Source organism: Acidovorax sp. FG42 (assembly GCF_057809195.1).
Map to the genome: position 1 here is coordinate 1 of NZ_JBMDJM010000026.1, position 15,784 is coordinate 15,784.

General features: G+C 64.8%; 14 protein-coding genes. 11 read left to right on the forward strand and 3 right to left on the reverse strand.

The genetic code is table 11. The features are described from left to right. Positions 1 to 359: 359 nt before the first annotated feature. The 5 genes from ACODSM_RS21335 to gloA2 all read left to right on the forward strand — a co-directional run bounded on the left by ACODSM_RS21335 (position 360) and on the right by gloA2 (position 4,840). Positions 360 to 1,238 (forward strand): carbohydrate ABC transporter permease, encoded by an 879-nt coding sequence (locus ACODSM_RS21335; protein ID WP_015012611.1) that lies wholly within the window; start codon positions 360 to 362, stop codon positions 1,236 to 1,238. Further along, positions 1,228 to 2,097, forward strand: coding sequence for a carbohydrate ABC transporter permease (locus ACODSM_RS21340; protein ID WP_015012612.1), 870 nt, complete (start codon positions 1,228 to 1,230; stop codon positions 2,095 to 2,097). The genes ACODSM_RS21335 and ACODSM_RS21340 overlap by 11 nt, the downstream gene beginning before the upstream one ends. A gap of 3 nt (positions 2,098 to 2,100) precedes the next feature. Further along, positions 2,101 to 3,162, forward strand: coding sequence for an ABC transporter ATP-binding protein (locus ACODSM_RS21345; RefSeq protein WP_488806820.1), 1,062 nt, complete (start codon positions 2,101 to 2,103; stop codon positions 3,160 to 3,162). Between the two features lie 272 nt (positions 3,163 to 3,434). Beyond that, positions 3,435 to 4,412: a glucokinase gene (gene glk, locus ACODSM_RS21350; protein WP_488806821.1), complete on the forward strand. Its 978-nt coding sequence runs from the start codon at positions 3,435 to 3,437 to the stop codon at positions 4,410 to 4,412. Further along, positions 4,409 to 4,840, forward strand: a complete 432-nt coding sequence (gloA2, locus tag ACODSM_RS21355; protein ID WP_488806822.1) for an SMU1112c/YaeR family gloxylase I-like metalloprotein — start codon at positions 4,409 to 4,411, stop codon at positions 4,838 to 4,840. Before glk ends, gloA2 begins: the two co-directional genes overlap by 4 nt. Before the next feature lie 46 nt (positions 4,841 to 4,886). On the opposite strand, the gene zwf is transcribed toward gloA2, so the two are convergent. Beyond that, the gene (zwf, locus tag ACODSM_RS21360) at positions 4,887 to 6,341 is read right to left on the reverse strand and encodes a glucose-6-phosphate dehydrogenase (RefSeq protein WP_015012616.1); all 1,455 of its coding nucleotides are present in this window, start codon (positions 6,339 to 6,341) and stop codon (positions 4,887 to 4,889) included. A 174-nt stretch (positions 6,342 to 6,515) separates the two neighbouring features. Between zwf and pgi the strand changes: the two genes are divergently transcribed. The 3 genes from pgi to ACODSM_RS21375 all read left to right on the forward strand — a co-directional run bounded on the left by pgi (position 6,516) and on the right by ACODSM_RS21375 (position 9,918). Further along, a complete protein-coding gene (pgi, locus tag ACODSM_RS21365; RefSeq protein WP_488806823.1) occupies positions 6,516 to 8,084 on the forward strand; it encodes a glucose-6-phosphate isomerase in 1,569 nt (522 codons plus the stop codon). 113 nt (positions 8,085 to 8,197) lie between these two features. Further along, a complete protein-coding gene (locus ACODSM_RS21370) occupies positions 8,198 to 9,430 on the forward strand; it encodes an AGE family epimerase/isomerase (RefSeq protein ID WP_488806824.1) in 1,233 nt (410 codons plus the stop codon). Between the two features lie 47 nt (positions 9,431 to 9,477). Then, complete coding sequence (locus tag ACODSM_RS21375; RefSeq protein ID WP_488806825.1) at positions 9,478 to 9,918, forward strand: GFA family protein; 441 nt, start codon at positions 9,478 to 9,480, stop codon at positions 9,916 to 9,918. A gap of 54 nt (positions 9,919 to 9,972) precedes the next feature. On the opposite strand, the gene ACODSM_RS21380 is transcribed toward ACODSM_RS21375, so the two are convergent. Next, the gene (locus ACODSM_RS21380) at positions 9,973 to 10,905 is read right to left on the reverse strand and encodes an SMP-30/gluconolactonase/LRE family protein (RefSeq protein WP_488806826.1); all 933 of its coding nucleotides are present in this window, start codon (positions 10,903 to 10,905) and stop codon (positions 9,973 to 9,975) included. A gap of 99 nt (positions 10,906 to 11,004) precedes the next feature. Between ACODSM_RS21380 and edd the strand changes: the two genes are divergently transcribed. The 3 genes from edd to ACODSM_RS21395 all read left to right on the forward strand — a co-directional run bounded on the left by edd (position 11,005) and on the right by ACODSM_RS21395 (position 13,952). After that, positions 11,005 to 12,774, forward strand: a complete 1,770-nt coding sequence (gene edd, locus ACODSM_RS21385; protein WP_488806827.1) for a phosphogluconate dehydratase — start codon at positions 11,005 to 11,007, stop codon at positions 12,772 to 12,774. Positions 12,775 to 12,791: 17 nt separating this feature from the next. Continuing rightward, positions 12,792 to 13,421, forward strand: a complete 630-nt coding sequence (gene eda, locus ACODSM_RS21390) for a bifunctional 4-hydroxy-2-oxoglutarate aldolase/2-dehydro-3-deoxy-phosphogluconate aldolase (protein ID WP_343736333.1) — start codon at positions 12,792 to 12,794, stop codon at positions 13,419 to 13,421. Positions 13,422 to 13,652: 231 nt separating this feature from the next. Beyond that, positions 13,653 to 13,952 (forward strand): DUF805 domain-containing protein, encoded by a 300-nt coding sequence (locus tag ACODSM_RS21395; protein ID WP_015012623.1) that lies wholly within the window; start codon positions 13,653 to 13,655, stop codon positions 13,950 to 13,952. A 124-nt stretch (positions 13,953 to 14,076) separates the two neighbouring features. Here ACODSM_RS21395 and groL read toward each other — a convergent pair whose 3' ends face one another. Further along, complete coding sequence (gene groL / locus ACODSM_RS21400; RefSeq protein ID WP_015012624.1) at positions 14,077 to 15,723, reverse strand: chaperonin GroEL; 1,647 nt, start codon at positions 15,721 to 15,723, stop codon at positions 14,077 to 14,079. Between the last annotated feature and the right edge of the window lie 61 nt (positions 15,724 to 15,784).

A 15,784-nucleotide genomic window follows, 5' to 3' on the forward strand; every position in this document is an offset into this window, starting at 1 on the left:
CGCCCGGCAAGGCACTTGCCCGAAGGGTTGGAGTGAAATCGGGCGATTGGACGCCTCGGCTGCTTGCATGGGCACGAGCCCATGCGGCGCATCCAAGGCATCCACTCATCCCGATTGCACTCCAATGCGATCCCCGAACAGATTTTGAACAGGTTCTAAGTGAGTGAGTAGCGAGTTAGTTTGAGGTAAACACTTTGTTCATTGGGGGGTGCTCTGTGCGCACCCCCCTTTTTTCATGTGACACAAAGTGAATGTGTGAATGAGTGAAACGGTGATTCAGTGACTGATCGAGACACCGCGTACAGCGCCTACCGCGCACGCAGCGTGTGCAGTGCGTACGCAAGAGAGATTCGCAAGCAATGAAGAATTCCTTTGAAACCTGGCTGCCCAGGCTGGTGGTGACCCCGGCGTTCGTGCTGGGTTTTGCCTTCATCTATGGCCTCATGGTGTGGAACGGCGTGCTCAGCCTCACCGCATCGCGCATGCTGCCCAACTACGAATGGGCGGGCCTGGCGCAGTACGAGCGCCTGTGGGAGATGGACCGCTGGTGGGTGGCCCTGAAGAACCTGGGCATTTTTGGCGTGGGCTATGTGGGCGGATCGCTGGTGATTGGAGTGGTGCTAGCCGTGCTGCTGGACCAGAAGATCCGCGCTGAGGGCGCGTTACGCACCATTTACCTGTACCCCATGGCGCTGTCGTTCGTGGTGACCGGCACGGCCTGGAAGTGGCTGCTCAACCCCGGCCTGGGCATCGAAAAAATGGTGCGCGACTGGGGCTTCACGAACTTTGAATTTGGCTGGCTGGTGGATACCGAGATGGCCATCTACTGTGTGGTCATCGCCGGCATCTGGCAAAGCGCCGGTTTTGCCATGGCGCTGTTCCTCGCCGGGCTGCGCGGCATTGACGACAGCATCATCAAGGCCGCGCAGGTCGATGGCGCGTCGCTGCCGCGCATCTACTGGCGCATCGTGCTGCCCGCGCTGCGGCCGGTGTTCTTCTCCACGCTCATGGTGCTGTCGCACCTGGCCATCAAGAGCTTTGACCTGGTGATGGCGCTGACGGCCGGCGGCCCCGGCTTTGCCACCGATGTGCCCGCCACCTTCATGTACACCATGTCGTTCTCGCGCGGCCAGATCGGGCTGGGCGCGGCCAGTGCCACCATGATGCTGGCCACTGTGGCGGCCCTGGTGATTCCTTACCTTTACAGCGAACTGCGGAGCAAACCCCATGACCGCTAAGCCCTCTGTGTTTCCGTCCGTGGGCCGCCTGCTGGTCTATGGCGTGCTGGCCCTGGCCACCGCGTTTTTTCTGCTGCCGCTGTACGCCATGCTGGTCACGTCGTTCAAGGATGCCGAGGAGATCCGCAGCACGTCGCTGCTGGCGCTGCCGGGATCGCTGAACTGGTCGGCCTGGGGCACGGCCTGGCAGAGCGCCTGCACGGGCGTGGACTGCAACGGCCTGCGCCCGTTTTTCTGGAACTCGGTGGCCATGGCCGTGCCGGCCGTGCTGATCTCCACCGTGTGGGGCGCGCTCAACGGCTATGTTCTGAGCCTGTGGAAGTTTCGCGGCAGCGACACGCTGTTTGGCCTGCTGCTGTTTGGCGTGTTCATGCCCTTCCAGGTCGTGCTGCTGCCCATGAGCCAGGTGCTGGGCTGGCTGGGGCTGTCCAGCTCCATCACTGGGCTGGTGCTGGTGCACTGCCTGGCGGGGCTGGCGGGCACCACGCTGTTCTTTCGCAACTACTACGCGGCCATCCCCAAGGAGCTGGTGAACGCCGCACGCATGGACGGCGCAAGCTTCTGGCAGATCTTCTGGCGCATCGTGCTGCCGCTGTCCACACCCATCGTGATGGTCACGCTGATCTGGCAGTTCACCAACATCTGGAACGATTTTCTGTTCGGCGTGGTGTTCTCGGGCACCGAGTCCAAGCCCATCACCGTGGGCCTCAACAACCTGGCCAACACCAGCAGCAGCGTGAAGGCCTACAACGTGGACATGGCGGCCGCGATCATTGCGGGCTTGCCCACGATGGTGATCTATGTGCTGGCAGGTAAATTTTTTGTGCGCGGGCTGACGGCCGGCGCGGTGAAGGGATAAATCATGGCGTCATCACTCGACATTGCAGGCATCAACAAGCGCTTTGGCAAGGGCGACAAGAGCGTGGAAGTGCTGCGCAAGGTGGACATCCACGTCGCGCCCGGCGAGTTCCTCATCCTGGTCGGCCCCTCGGGCTGCGGCAAGTCCACGCTGCTCAACATCATTGCGGGGCTCGATGAACCCACTGAGGGCGAGATCCGCATTGGCGGCAAGAACGTGGTGGGCATGCCCCCACGCGACCGCGACATCGCCATGGTGTTCCAGAGCTACGCGCTGTACCCCACGCTGAGCGTGGCCGACAACATCGGCTTTGCGCTGGAGATGCGCAAGATGCCCAAGGCCGAGCGCCAAAAGCGCATCGACGAAGTGGCCACCATGCTGCAGATCAGCCACCTGCTGGACCGCCGCCCCAGCCAGCTCTCCGGTGGCCAGCGCCAGCGTGTGGCCATGGGCCGGGCGCTGGCGCGCCAGCCGCAGTTGTTTCTGTTTGACGAGCCGCTGTCCAACCTGGACGCCAAGCTGCGCGTGGAGATGCGCGCCGAAATCAAGCGCCTGCACCAGGCCAGCGGCATCACCAGCGTGTACGTCACACACGACCAGGTCGAGGCCATGACGCTGGGCTCGCGCATCGCGGTGATGAAGGGCGGTGTGGTGCAGCAGCTGGGCACGCCGGACGACATCTACAACCGCCCGGCCAACACCTATGTGGCCACCTTCATCGGCTCGCCCACCATGAACCTGCTGCGCGGTGCGGTCATGGGGGGGCAGTTTGGCATCCAGGGCGCAGCCTTGAACTTGGCAGCCCCCGCCAGTGCCAACGAGGTGCTGCTGGGCGTGCGCCCCGAGCACCTGGTGATGCAGGAGACGGCCCCGTGGCGCGGCCGCGTCAGCGTGGTCGAGCCCACAGGCCCCGACACCTATGTGATGGTGGACACGGCCGCAGGCAGCGTCACGCTGCGCACCGACGCTCAGACCCGCGTGCAGCCCGGCGACGCCGTGGGCCTGGCGGTAGAGCCCGCCAACGCCCACTGGTTTGACGCCAGCAGCGAGAATCGGCTGGCGTGAGCCGCGCGGCGCAAGCGCTGCCGGATCGTTGCATGTAGTGTGCTGTCCCGCAAATAGCTGCACATGAAATCGCGTCCTCACCCCCAGGGCTGCGTTGCAAATCCTCGCGATAGCGACGGCTATCACTGCGGTTTGCGCCTTGCTCTGGGCGCGATGTCATCGATTTCATTTCGTGCAGCTATTTGCGGGACAGCACACTGGTTGCTATTGAAACAATAGCTGCTTGGCGCTTTCTACTAGCGCTGGCAGCTGTTTTTGCTTAAAAACACCGCATGACACCCCTGCGCCTGCTGGCCGACATTGGCGGCACCAACATTCGCCTGGCCTGGCAAGACCAGCCCGATGGCCCCCTGCACGACACCCGTGTGCTGCCCTGCGCACAGTTCCCCACGGTGGACGCCGCATTAGCGGCCTACCTGGCCGAAGTGAACATCGCCACCCCGCGCGAGGCGGCGTTTGGCATTGCCAACCCGGTCACGGGAGACGCCATCCGCATGACCAACCACAGCTGGAGCTTCTCGCAGCGCGCTGTGCGCGAGGTCTTTGGTTTTGAGCGGCTGGTGGTCATCAACGACTTCACCGCACTCGCGCTGGCGCTGCCCCTGCTCACGCCCGAGCAGCTGCGCCCCGTGGGCGGCGGTGTGGCCGTGCCGGGCGCTGCGATTGCGCTGCTGGGCCCGGGCACGGGCCTGGGCGTGTCGGGCCTGGTGTTTCCGCCCGGCTCGAGCCTGGGGGTGCCGCTGTCCGGCGAGGGCGGCCATGTCACGCTGGCCGCGCAGACCCAGCGCGAGTTCGATGTGCTGGGCATTCTGCAAGAGCGCTACGGCCACGTGTCGGCCGAACGCGCCGTGTGTGGCGCCGGGCTGGTGGACCTGTACCACGCGCTGCGCCGGCTGGCCCAGCGCGGTGGCAAGGAAGTCAGCTCCGCCGCGCAGGTGACCGAGCTGGCGCTGCAGGCCAACGACCCGCTGGCGCTGGAGGCGCTGGAGCTGTTCTGCGGCTTTCTGGGCAGTGTGGCGGGCAACCTGGCGCTCACGCTGGGTGCGCGCGGTGGCGTGTACCTGGGCGGCGGCATGGTGCCGCGACTGGGCACGTGGTTTGACCAGTCCCCGTTCCGCGCACGGTTTGAATCCAAAGGGCGCTTCCAGTCCTATCTGGCGACCATTCCCTGCTGGGTCATCGACCCCAGCGCCACGCCCGCGCTGTTTGGCGCATCGCGCGCGCTGGACATTGCGGGCTCGGACGCATGAGCAGCAACAGCGCACCGCCGCCCATGCTCCGCCCCACCGGTGTGCACCACGTGGCCATCATCGCCAGCGACTACACCCGCTCCCGCCGCTTCTACACCGAGGTGCTGGGTTTGCAGGTGGTGCACGAGCACTACCGCGCCGAGCGGCAGTCGTACAAGCTCGACCTGCAACTGCCCGATGGCACGCAGGTGGAGCTGTTTTCGTTTCCGAACCCACCTGCACGCCCGTCCTACCCCGAGGCCTGTGGACTGCGCCACCTGGCCCTGCGCGTGGCCGACATGGCGGCCAGTGTCGCTGCCCTGGCGGCACACGGCGTGGCCGTGGAGCCGGTGCGCACGGACCCGTTCACCGGGGCGCTGTTCACCTTTTTTGCCGACCCGGACGGGTTGCCGATCGAGCTGGTGGGACCTGTACGCGACCCTCGCTGATCTGTCTGCGCTTAGAAAAAAAGGCCCTGGCGGGCCCTTTTCCGTTTCACATCTCCTCGCTCCAGCAATACCCGTCGCGCGCAATCATCGCGCTCGCGGCACGCGGGCCCCAGCTGCCGGCGGGGTAGGGGCGCGGGCCTGCTGGGTCGTTCTTCCAGTACTGCAGGATGGGCTCTACCCAGCGCCAGGCTTCTTCCTGCTCGTCGCTGCGCACAAACAGGTTCAGGCGGCCCGCAATCACGTCGAGCAGCAAGCGCTCGTAGGCGCCCACGCGCTCGGTGCCAAAGCGCTGGTCAAAGTCCAGGTTCAGGTGCACCTGCGACAGCGCGGGCTCGGTCTGGTGCTGGGCGGCGCCCTGCGCCATCAGGTGCAGCTCCAGCCCGTCCTTGGGTTGCAGGTTGATCACCAGCCGGTTGGCGGCGCCTGCAGGCGTCTTGAAGATGGGGTGGGGCACGGGGCGGAAGTTGATGACGATGTGCGCGTCGCGCCCCGCCAGCCGCTTGCCAGTGCGGATATAAAACGGCACGCCCGCCCAGCGCCAGTTGCTGATCTCGGTGCGCAGCGCCACAAAGGTCTCGGTGGTGCTGCTGGCGGCCACGCCTTTTTCTTGCGCGTAGCCGGGCACGGGCTGGCCCTGGTGGTTGCCGGCGGCGTACTGCCCACGGATCACGTGCTGGCCGATAGTCTCCAGCGTCCAGGGCTTGAGCGACTGCAGCACCTTGAGCTTTTCGTCGCGGATGGCGTTGGCGCTGGAGTTGATGGGCGGCTCCATGCCGATGGCGCACAGCAGCTGCAGCGCATGGTTTTGCACCATGTCGCGCAGCGCGCCGGTCTGGTCATAAAACGCGCCGCGCGATTCCACGCCCAGCTCTTCGGCAATCGTGATCTGGATGTTGGCAATGGTCTCGCGGCGCCAAAGGGGTTCGAACAGCGCATTGCCAAAGCGCAGCGCAAACAGGTTCTGCACCGAGGGCTTGCCCAGATAGTGGTCGATGCGGAAGACCTGTTCTTCCTTGAGCACGCGGCGCAGCGTGTCATTGATGGCCTGGTTGGACTGCAGGTCGTGGCCCAGGGGCTTTTCCAGCACCACGCGGGTGGTGGGACCGTTCAGGCCCACGGCGGCGATCTGCTCGCACACGTTGGTGAACAGGCTGGGCGCGGTGGCCACGTACATCACCACCGATTCGGCGCCGCGCGCTTTCAGTGTCTCGGCCAGGCGCTCGTAGTCCTGGGTTTTGGACAGGTCCATGCGCAGGTAATGCAGCAGTGCCGCGAAGCGTGCAAACTCGTCCGGGCTGGGGCGCTTGGCCAGTTCCACGCTGTCGAACCGCGACTGGATCAGGCTGCGGTATTGTTCGTCGCTCAGGTCGTCGCGTGCGACCGCGATGATGCGCCCCCCCTCAGGCAGCGTGCCATGTCGGAATGCCTGAAACAATGCGGGCATGAGCTTGCGCCAGGCAAGGTCGCCGGTGCCGCCGAACAGGACGAGGTCAAAACTCATGGTGTCTCCGTGATGGGGTGGTTCGTTTTGTTGCGTGGGATTGTAATCACGTTACATGATTTTCCAAAGAATGCTGCCTTGTTACTACTGCGTGTAACTCAAAAGAACCTGCCAATAAGCCATTTGATTGTGTAATCAAGTTACTATCTCGGCGCTTTTCACCCTACCTGTTTGATGACCATGCCCCTCCGTTGCGACCAGTCTGCGCTGTGGCCCCAGTTGGCCGCCCACTACGCCTCCCATGGCCAGCACCTGGACATGCGCCAGGCGTTTGCGCAGGACGCCCAGCGGTTTGCCGCCTTCAGCCAGTCGGCCCCGCATGTGTTTGCCGACCTGTCCAAGAACCTGTGGGACCGCGATACCGAAGCGTTGCTGCTGGACCTGGCCCGCGACTGCGGCCTGGTGCAACACCGCGATGCGATGTTTGCTGGCGAGGCCATCAACACCACAGAAAACCGCGCCGTGCTGCACACGCTGCTGCGCCGCCCTGCAGGCGTGGCCCTGCCCGGTGATGTGCCCGAGACCGCGCAGCGCCTGGCCGATGTGCACCACACGCTTGACGCCATGCTGCAGTACGCCGAGCGGGTGCGCAGCGATGCCGCCATCACCGACGTGGTGAACATCGGCATCGGCGGGTCGGACCTGGGCCCGCACATGGCCGTGCGTGCGCTCGAAGAGTTCCGCATCCCCGGCAAGCGCTTTCACTTTGTGTCGAACGTGGACGGGTACGAGCTGCACCATGTGCTCAAGGGCCTGCGGCCCGAGAGCACGCTGTTCCTGGTCGCGTCCAAGACCTTCACCACGGCCGAGACCATGACCAACGCGCGCTCGGCGCTCGCGTGGTTTGCTGCCCAGGGCGGTCGCGATGTAGCCCGCCACTTTGCGGCGCTCACCACCAACATCGAAGCCGCTGGCGCCTTGGGCATTACCACCACCTTCGGTTTCTGGGACTGGGTGGGCGGCCGTTACTCGCTGTGGTCGGCCATTGGCCTGCCGATCGCCATCGCGATTGGTGCGCAGGGGTTCCGCGACTTCCTCGCGGGCGCGCATGCCATGGACGAGCATTTCCGCACCGCGCCGCTGGCGCAGAACCTGCCCGTGCGCCTGGGCCTGCTCGATGTCTGGTACCGCAACTTCCACGGCTTCACCAGCCGCTGCATCGCGCCATACCACGCGGCGCTGGGCCGCTACTCGGCCTACCTGCAGCAGCTGGAGATGGAAAGCAACGGCAAGCGCGTGGCGCAAGACGGCAGCACGCTGGCGTGCGTGACGTCGCCCGTGCTGTGGGGCGAGCCCGGCACCAACGGCCAACACGCGTTCTTTCAGATGCTGCACCAGGGCGCCGACGTGCTGCCGTTGGAGATCGTGGCCGTGCGCAAGGCATCACACCCGCTGCCGGGCCACCAGCAAAAGCTGCTGGCCAACGCGCTGGCGCAAACGCAGGCGCTGATGGTGGGCAAGGCCAGCGACGACGGCCACCGCCACTTTCCCGGCAACCGCCCCAGCACGCTAGTGCTGCTCGAATTCCTTACCCCCACCTCGTTGGGCGCATTGATTGCGCTGCAGGAGCACCGCGTGTTTGTGAGCGGCAGCCTGTGGGGCATCAACAGCTTTGACCAATGGGGTGTGGAGCTGGGCAAGGTGCTGGCCAAGGACATCGAGGCGCGCCTGGAGAGCGGTGATGTGGCCGGACTCGATGGCTCCACGGCGGGCCTGCTGGGCCTGCTGCGCAACGCGGCCTGACCTTCACGGCACCGCACCGTCCTCGGGGTAGCGCGGGCGCGAGACCAGGCGCCCCACCGGCAGAAACCAGCGCGGTTTCTTGCCCACAGCCCACAGATCAGGAGACACATGCCATGGCGATTCCGCCCCTACCAGACTTCCGCTCCGCTGCCTTTTTGCGCCAGCATCTGCGGGACACCATGGCGTTCTACGACCCCGTGGCCACCGACCCGAGCGGCGGGCAGTTCCATTTCTTTCTGGACGATGGCACGGTCTACAACCCTCGCACCCGCCACCTCGTCAGCGCCACGCGTTTTGTAATCACGCATGCCATGCTCTATCGCACCACGGGCGATGAGCGCTACCAGGTGGGCATGCGGCACGCGCTCACGTTCCTACGCACAGCGTTCCTCGATCCTGCGACGGGCGGCTATGCTTGGCTGATCGACTGGCAAGATGGCTGCCCCACCATACAAGACGCCACACGCCACTGCTACGGCATGGCCTTTGTGATGCTGGCCTATGCGCGCGCTTACGAGGCCGGAGTGCCCGAGGCCTGCGATTGGCTGGCTGAGGCTTTTCAAACGGCTGAGAAGCATTTCTGGCAACCCGCCGCACGCCTGTATGCCGACGAGGCCAGCCCTGACTGGCAACTCACCAGTTACCGGGGCCAGAACGCCAACATGCACGCCTGCGAGGCCATGATCTCGGCCTTCCGCGCCACGGGCGAGCATCGCTACATCGAGCGTGCGGAGCAACTCGCACAAGGCATCTGCCAGCGGCAGGCCGCGCTGTCCACCGCCGCCCTTGCTCCCGCCGCTGAAGGGTGGTTGTGGGAACACTTCCACGCCGACTGGTCCGTGGACTGGGACTACAACCGCCACGACCGCAGCAACATCTTCCGCCCCTGGGGCTACCAGATTGGCCACCAGACCGAATGGGCCAAGCTGCTGCTGCAACTCGACGCCTTGCTGCCCGCCGACTGGCACCTGCCCTGTGCGCAGCGCCTGTTCGATGCGGCTGTGGAGCGCGGCTGGGATGCCGAGCACGGCGGCCTGTACTACGGCATGGCGCCCGACGGCAGCATCTGCGACGACGGCAAATACCACTGGGTGCAAGCCGAAAGCGTGGCGGGTGCGGCGGTGCTGGCGGTGCGCACGGGCGACGAGCGCTACTTGCAGTGGTACGACCGCATCTGGGCCTATTGCTGGGCCCACTTTGTGGACCACCAACACGGCGCGTGGTTTCGCATCCTGCACCGCGACAACCGCAACACCACCCGCGAAAAGAGCAATGCGGGGAAGGTGGACTATCACAACATGGGGGCGTGTTATGACGTGTTGGGAGTGGTGGCAGCGGGGACTTGAGCGCGGAGAATGGCGACTACTGCCATTTCCAAGGACGAGGTTTGTGTATGAGCGAAATCGCCACTGAGAGTCGGCCCATGTACCAAGCGGCCTGTCATTGCGGTGCAGTTCGGTTTGAGGTACGGCTCACAGACGGCTTGCGCAGTGCCCGTAGATGCAACTGCTCCTACTGCCGCATGCGTGGCGCGGTGGCTGTTTCTGCCCACTTGAGCGATATGAAGGTATTGCAAGGCGCGGACGTACTGACCCTGTACCAGTTCAACATGCGCGAGGCCAAGCACTACTTTTGTTCCCGCTGCGGCATCTACACGTTTCATCAACGCCGGTCCTCTCCTCATCAATACGGGATCAATGTCGCCTGTATTGAAGGAATGAGCCCTTTCGACTTCGAAGAGGTGCCCGTCAGCGAAGGGCGGATGCACCCCAAGGATGTTGGTGGGCGCAGCGGAACGATTGCTGGCTGGCTGCGATACACGGCCAATCAGTAAGCCGGGAAAACGGGCCTGCAAACATTGCCGCTGGGCACGCTGGATCGCTCCTTCTTATGCACATCGGAATGCGTTGACTGGCAGTCCTGCCACCTTCACCCGCACACTGAACAGCGACCCCGCCGGAATCGCCGCCTGCTGCTCTTCTACAGGCCTCCCCGCCCGCGCCGACGTAATGAACAACGTCCGCAAATCCGCTCCCCCAAAACACACCATGGTCGGGCACTGCACCGGCACGGCAATGCGCTGCAGCACCTCACCGGCTGGCGAAAGCTGCAACACGCAAGCCCCTTCGTACATGGCGACCCAGTAGTTGCCCTCCACATCCACCGCTGCACCATCGGGCCGACCACCGTAGGGTCGGCCGTCCACCTTGCGGTCAAACTGCACCCAGGGGCGGCGATTCGTGATCTCACCCGTGGTCACATCAAAGTCGAACTGATCGATACGGTGCTCCGGCGTGTTGGCCCAATACATCGTGCAGTTGTCGGGGCTGAAGGCCAGGCCGTTGGCGGTGAAGTTGTCGCCTGCCATGTAGCGCACGCGGTAGCTGGTGGCGCTGCTGGCATCGGCCTGCAGGCACCACAGCGCGGCATTCGGCGCCGTGCGCGGCGTGATGACCGAGCCCGCCCAGAAGCGGCCTGCGGTGTCGCAGCGGCCGTCGTTCAAGCGCAGGACCGCGGTGTCGTGCTGCTCCGGCGGCAGCAGGGCCAGGCAGGTGAGGGCGGTGGGATCATCGCCGTCCTTGGCCGTGTCCAGAAGATAGAAACCGTTTCGTAACCCGATTACCAATCGTCCATCCGCCGCTGGCGCGCAGCAGCCGGGCTCGCTGGGCATGCGCCATTGCCGGTGGCGGCCGCTTTCGGGGTGCCATGCATGCACCGCTTGTCCCTGAATGTCACACCAGTAAAGGGATTTTTCCGTGGGGTGCCAGAAGGGCGATTCGCCCAGTTCGGACGGCGGCAAGGGCAATGTTTGCAGGGACATGGGTTGAAGCGGGGTGGTTATCGAGTTACATTCTAGGGCCTCAGATACTGAGCCCCGGCACCATGCATGGGGCCTTGCCACCCACCGATGGAGACTTCCATGCACCCAGTTGTAGCGCGCGTGACCGAGCGCATTGTCCAGCGCAGCGCAGACACCCGCGGCGCTTACCTTGCCGGCGTTGACGCCATGATCGCCCGCAAGCCCGCCCAGGACCGCATGGGCTGCGCCAACCTGGCCCATGCCTATGCGGCGCTGCCGGGTTCTGACAAGTTCAAGGTCACGGTCGAGAAGGTGCCCAACATCGGCATCGTCACGGCCTACAACGACATGCTCTCGGCCCACCAGCCGTACCAGGGCTACCCTGCCATCCTGCGTGACGAAGCCGCCAGGCTGGGGGCCACCGTGCAGGTGGCAGGCGGTGTGCCCGCGATGTGCGACGGCGTGACGCAGGGTACGCCCGGCATGGAGCTGTCGCTGTTCTCCCGCGATGCCATTGCCATGGCCACTGCGGTAGCGCTGTCCCATGATGTGTTTGATGGCGCGCTGCTGCTGGGCGTGTGCGACAAGATCGTGCCGGGCTTGTTGATCGGTGCGCTGCACTACGGCCACTTGCCCTGCGTGTTCGTGCCTGCAGGCCCCATGGGCACGGGCCTGTCGAACAAGGACAAATCCAAGGTGCGCGAGCAGTACGCACAAGGCCTGGTGGGCCGCGACGAACTGCTCAAGGCCGAGTCCGCCGCGTACCACAGCCCCGGCACCTGCACCTTCTACGGCACGGCCAACAGCAACCAGATGCTGCTCGAAGCCATGGGTCTGCATGTGCCCGGCGCGGCGTTCGAGTCCCCCGGCACCGAGGCGCGCGAGGCCTTCACCCGCCAGGCGCTGCGCACCGTGCTCGACATCGGCAAGCGCGGATCGCGTTTCACCCCCATCGGCAAGCTGGTGGACGAGCGCTGCATCGTCAACGCCATGGTGGCCCTGCTGGCCACGGGCGGCTCCACCAACCACCTGATCCACTGGGTGGCCATTGCGCGCAGTGCAGGCATCCTGATCGACTGGACGGACTTTGACGAGCTCTCGTCCGTGGTGCCGTTGCTGGCCCGCGTGTATCCCAATGGCGATGCCGATGTGAACCAGTTCCAGGCCGCAGGCGGCCCGCCGTGGATCCTGCGCGAGCTGCTGGCAGGCGGCCTCATGCACCCTGATGTGATGAGCGTGAACGCGGGCGGCATTGCCGATAGCGGCAAGAGCGCCCCCGTCGTATCGGGCGACACCTCGGTGCTGCGGCCTGTGAGCGAACCCTTCTCGCCCACGGGCGGCCTGCGCCTTCTGCAAGGCCGCCTGGGCCGTGCGGTGATCAAGGTCTCGGCCGTGCCCGAAGACCGCCACATCGTCCAAGCCCCGGCGCGTGTTTTCGATTCGCAAGAAGCCCTGCTCGCCGCCTTCAGCGCGGGCGAGGTCAACCAGGACATGGTGGCCGTGGTGCGTTTTCAGGGGCCGCAGGCCAATGGCATGCCCGAGCTGCACAAGCTCACGCCCCCGCTGGCGGTGCTGCAGAACCAAGGCTTCCAGGTGGCGCTGGTGACTGACGGTCGCATGAGCGGCGCATCGGGCCGTGTGCCTGCTGCCATCCACGTCACGCCCGAGGCACTGGCCGGTGGTCCGCTGGCCAAGGTGCGCGATGGCGACATCGTGCGGGTGGATGCAGTCGCTGGCACGCTCGATGTGTTGGTGGACGATGCCGAGTGGGCCGCGCGCGCCCCGGCACCCTTCAACGCTCCATCACCCATCGGCTTTGGCCGTGAACTCTTCACCAACTTTCGCCGCCACGCAGGCGGTGCCGAACAAGGAGCCTGCACATGGCTGTAACCTCTGCTTCCACTCCCATGAATCCCCTCGACATCGCCAGCCATGGCCCGGTCATCCCCGTCATCGTGATCGACCGTGTGGAAGATGCGCTGCCCCTGGCCGAGGCCTTGCTGGCCGGCGGCGTGAAGGTGCTGGAGGTGACGTTGCGCACCGCGGCCGGTTTGCCCGCCATCGAAGCCATCGCCCGCCATCTGCCCGAGGCCGTGGTGGGCGTGGGCACGGTGCTCAATGCCGATGACGCCCGCCGCGCCAGTGAAGCCGGTGCGCGGTTCGCCGTGAGCCCCGGCTACACGTCGGCCGTGGGCAGCGCCTGCAAGGGCCTGAACCTGCCGCTGCTGCCCGGCGTGGCCACATCGAGTGAGATCATGGCGGCGCTGGCCGATGGGTTCTCGTTCCTCAAACTGTTCCCGGCCGAGGCCGTGGGTGGCATCCCGCTGCTCAAGTCCTGGGCCAGCCCGTTTGGCCAGGTGAGCTTTTGCCCCACCGGCGGCATCACCAACGCCACCGCTTCCAACTACCTGGCGCTGCCCAATGTGCGCTGCGTGGGGGGCTCGTGGCTCACGCCCACCGACGCGGTGCGTGCGGGCGACTGGGCGCGCATCACGCAACTGGCGCGTGACACCCAGGCGCTGCGCAAGGCGGCCTGAGGGATCGCTGGCGCTGGGTTTGCGGCCAAAAAAGCGCCCCATGCGCTAGTGCAATAAGCGCTGGTAGCTATAAAAATAATAGCGTCTAACTTTAAAAATCCGTGGCGCGGGCGGCACAGCGTGGCCGCTGTGTGTGTCGAGCCGGCTGGACTTGTCGCAACGCCCCTCTATCATGGCCAAGCGGGAATACCCCGTGACCGAGCAACGATTGTTCAAGAGAGGGAGTTCGCTATGGATTTTGTTTCGGCTGTCAAAAGCTGCTTCGCGCAGTACGCCGGGTTTTCGGGCCGTGCGCCACGCTCCGAGTTCTGGTGGTTCGCGCTGTTCCAGCTCGGCGTGCTGGTGATTGCCACCATGATCAGCCAGGTGCTCTACGGCATCGCTGCCCTGGCCCTGCTGCTGCCTGCGCTGGCCGTGGGCGCACGCCGCTTGCATGACATTGGGCGCTCCGGCTGGTGGCAGCTGCTGTCGCTCACCGGTATTGGTACCCTGGTGCTGATTTACTGGTGGGTGCAGCCCAGCGGGGAGTAAAGCCGCCGCAAGCTGACGCCCCGCGTTGGCGCCCATGAAAAAAGCCCGCAGACCGTAAGGCCTGCGGGCTTTTACATTGTGGACTGCGCAGCGAGCACTGGGCTGCTGCGCAGGGGCCGGGCAATTACATGCCCATGCCGCCCATGCCACCCATGCCGCCCATGTCGGGCATGCCAGCAGCAGGTGCGTCGTCCTTCGGAGCCTCAGCCACCATGGCTTCGGTCGTCAGCAGCAGCGATGCCACGGAAGCGGCGTTCTGCAGGGCTGTACGGGTCACCTTGGTGGGGTCCAGGATACCCATTTCGATCATGTCGCCGTAGGTGTCGTTGGCAGCGTTGAAGCCGTAGTTGCCCTTGCCGTTCAGCACAGCGTTCACCACCACCGATGGCTCGCCACCAGCGTTGTAAACGATCTCGCGCAGAGGGGCTTCGATGGCCTTCAGGATCAGCTTCACGCCAGCGTCTTGGTCAGGGTTGTCGCCCTTGATCTCGCCAGCCGCTTGGCGTGCGCGCAGCAGGGCCACGCCACCACCGGCCACGATGCCTTCTTCCACCGCAGCGCGGGTAGCGTGCAGGGCGTCTTCCACGCGGGCCTTCTTTTCCTTCATTTCGACTTCGGTCGCAGCGCCGACCTTGATCACTGCCACGCCGCCGGCCAGCTTGGCCACGCGCTCTTGCAGCTTTTCACGGTCGTAGTCGCTGGTCGCTTCTTCGATCTGGATGCGGATTTGCTTGACGCGGGCTTCGATGTCGGCAGCGGCACCAGCACCGTCGATGATGATGGTGTTTTCCTTGCCCACTTCGATGCGCTTGGCTTGGCCCAGGTCGGCCAGCGTGACCTTCTCCAGGGACAGGCCCACTTCTTCAGCGATGACCTTGCCGCCCGTCAGGATGGCGATGTCTTCCAGCATGGCCTTGCGGCGGTCGCCGAAGCCAGGAGCCTTCACAGCCACAACCTTCAGGATGCCGCGGATGGTGTTGACCACCAGCGTAGCCAGGGCTTCGCCTTCGACTTCTTCAGCAATGATCAGCAGGGGACGGCCAGCCTTGGCAACTTGCTCCAGCGTGGGCAGCAGGTCGCGGATGTTGCTGATCTTCTTGTCGAACAGCAGCACGAAGGGGTTGTCCAGCAGAGCGGCTTGCTTTTCTGGGTTGTTGATGAAGTAGGGCGACAGGTAGCCGCGGTCAAACTGCATGCCTTCCACGACATCCAGCTCGTTTTGCAGCGACTTGCCGTCTTCCACGGTGATCACGCCTTCCTTGCCGACCTTGTCCATGGCGTCAGCAATGATCTTGCCGATGGACTCGTCGGAGTTGGCCGAGATCGAGCCCACTTGGGCGATTTCCTTGGAGGTGGTGGTGGGCTTGGAAGCCTTCTTCAGCTCTTCGGTCAGGGCCAGCACGGCCTTGTCGATACCGCGCTTCAGGTCCATGGGGTTCAGGCCAGCGGCCACGTACTTGGAGCCTTCGCGCACGATGGCTTGGGCCAGCACGGTAGCGGTGGTGGTGCCGTCACCAGCGTTGTCGCTGGTCTTGGAAGCCACTTCCTTCACGAGCTGGGCGCCCATGTTCTGCAGCTTGTCCTTCAGTTCGATTTCCTTGGCCACGGACACACCGTCCTTGGTCACGGTGGGGGCGCCGAACGAGCGCTCCAGCACCACGTTACGGCCCTTGGGGCCCAGCGTGACCTTGACCGCGTTGGCCAGGATGTTCACGCCTTCAACCATGCGTGCGCGGGCTTCGCCGCCGAAAACTACGTCTTTTGCTGCCATTTTGGAGCTCCTGAAAATTGGGTTCAAATTGGCTGCTAGCGCATGATCAATCAGCGCAAGC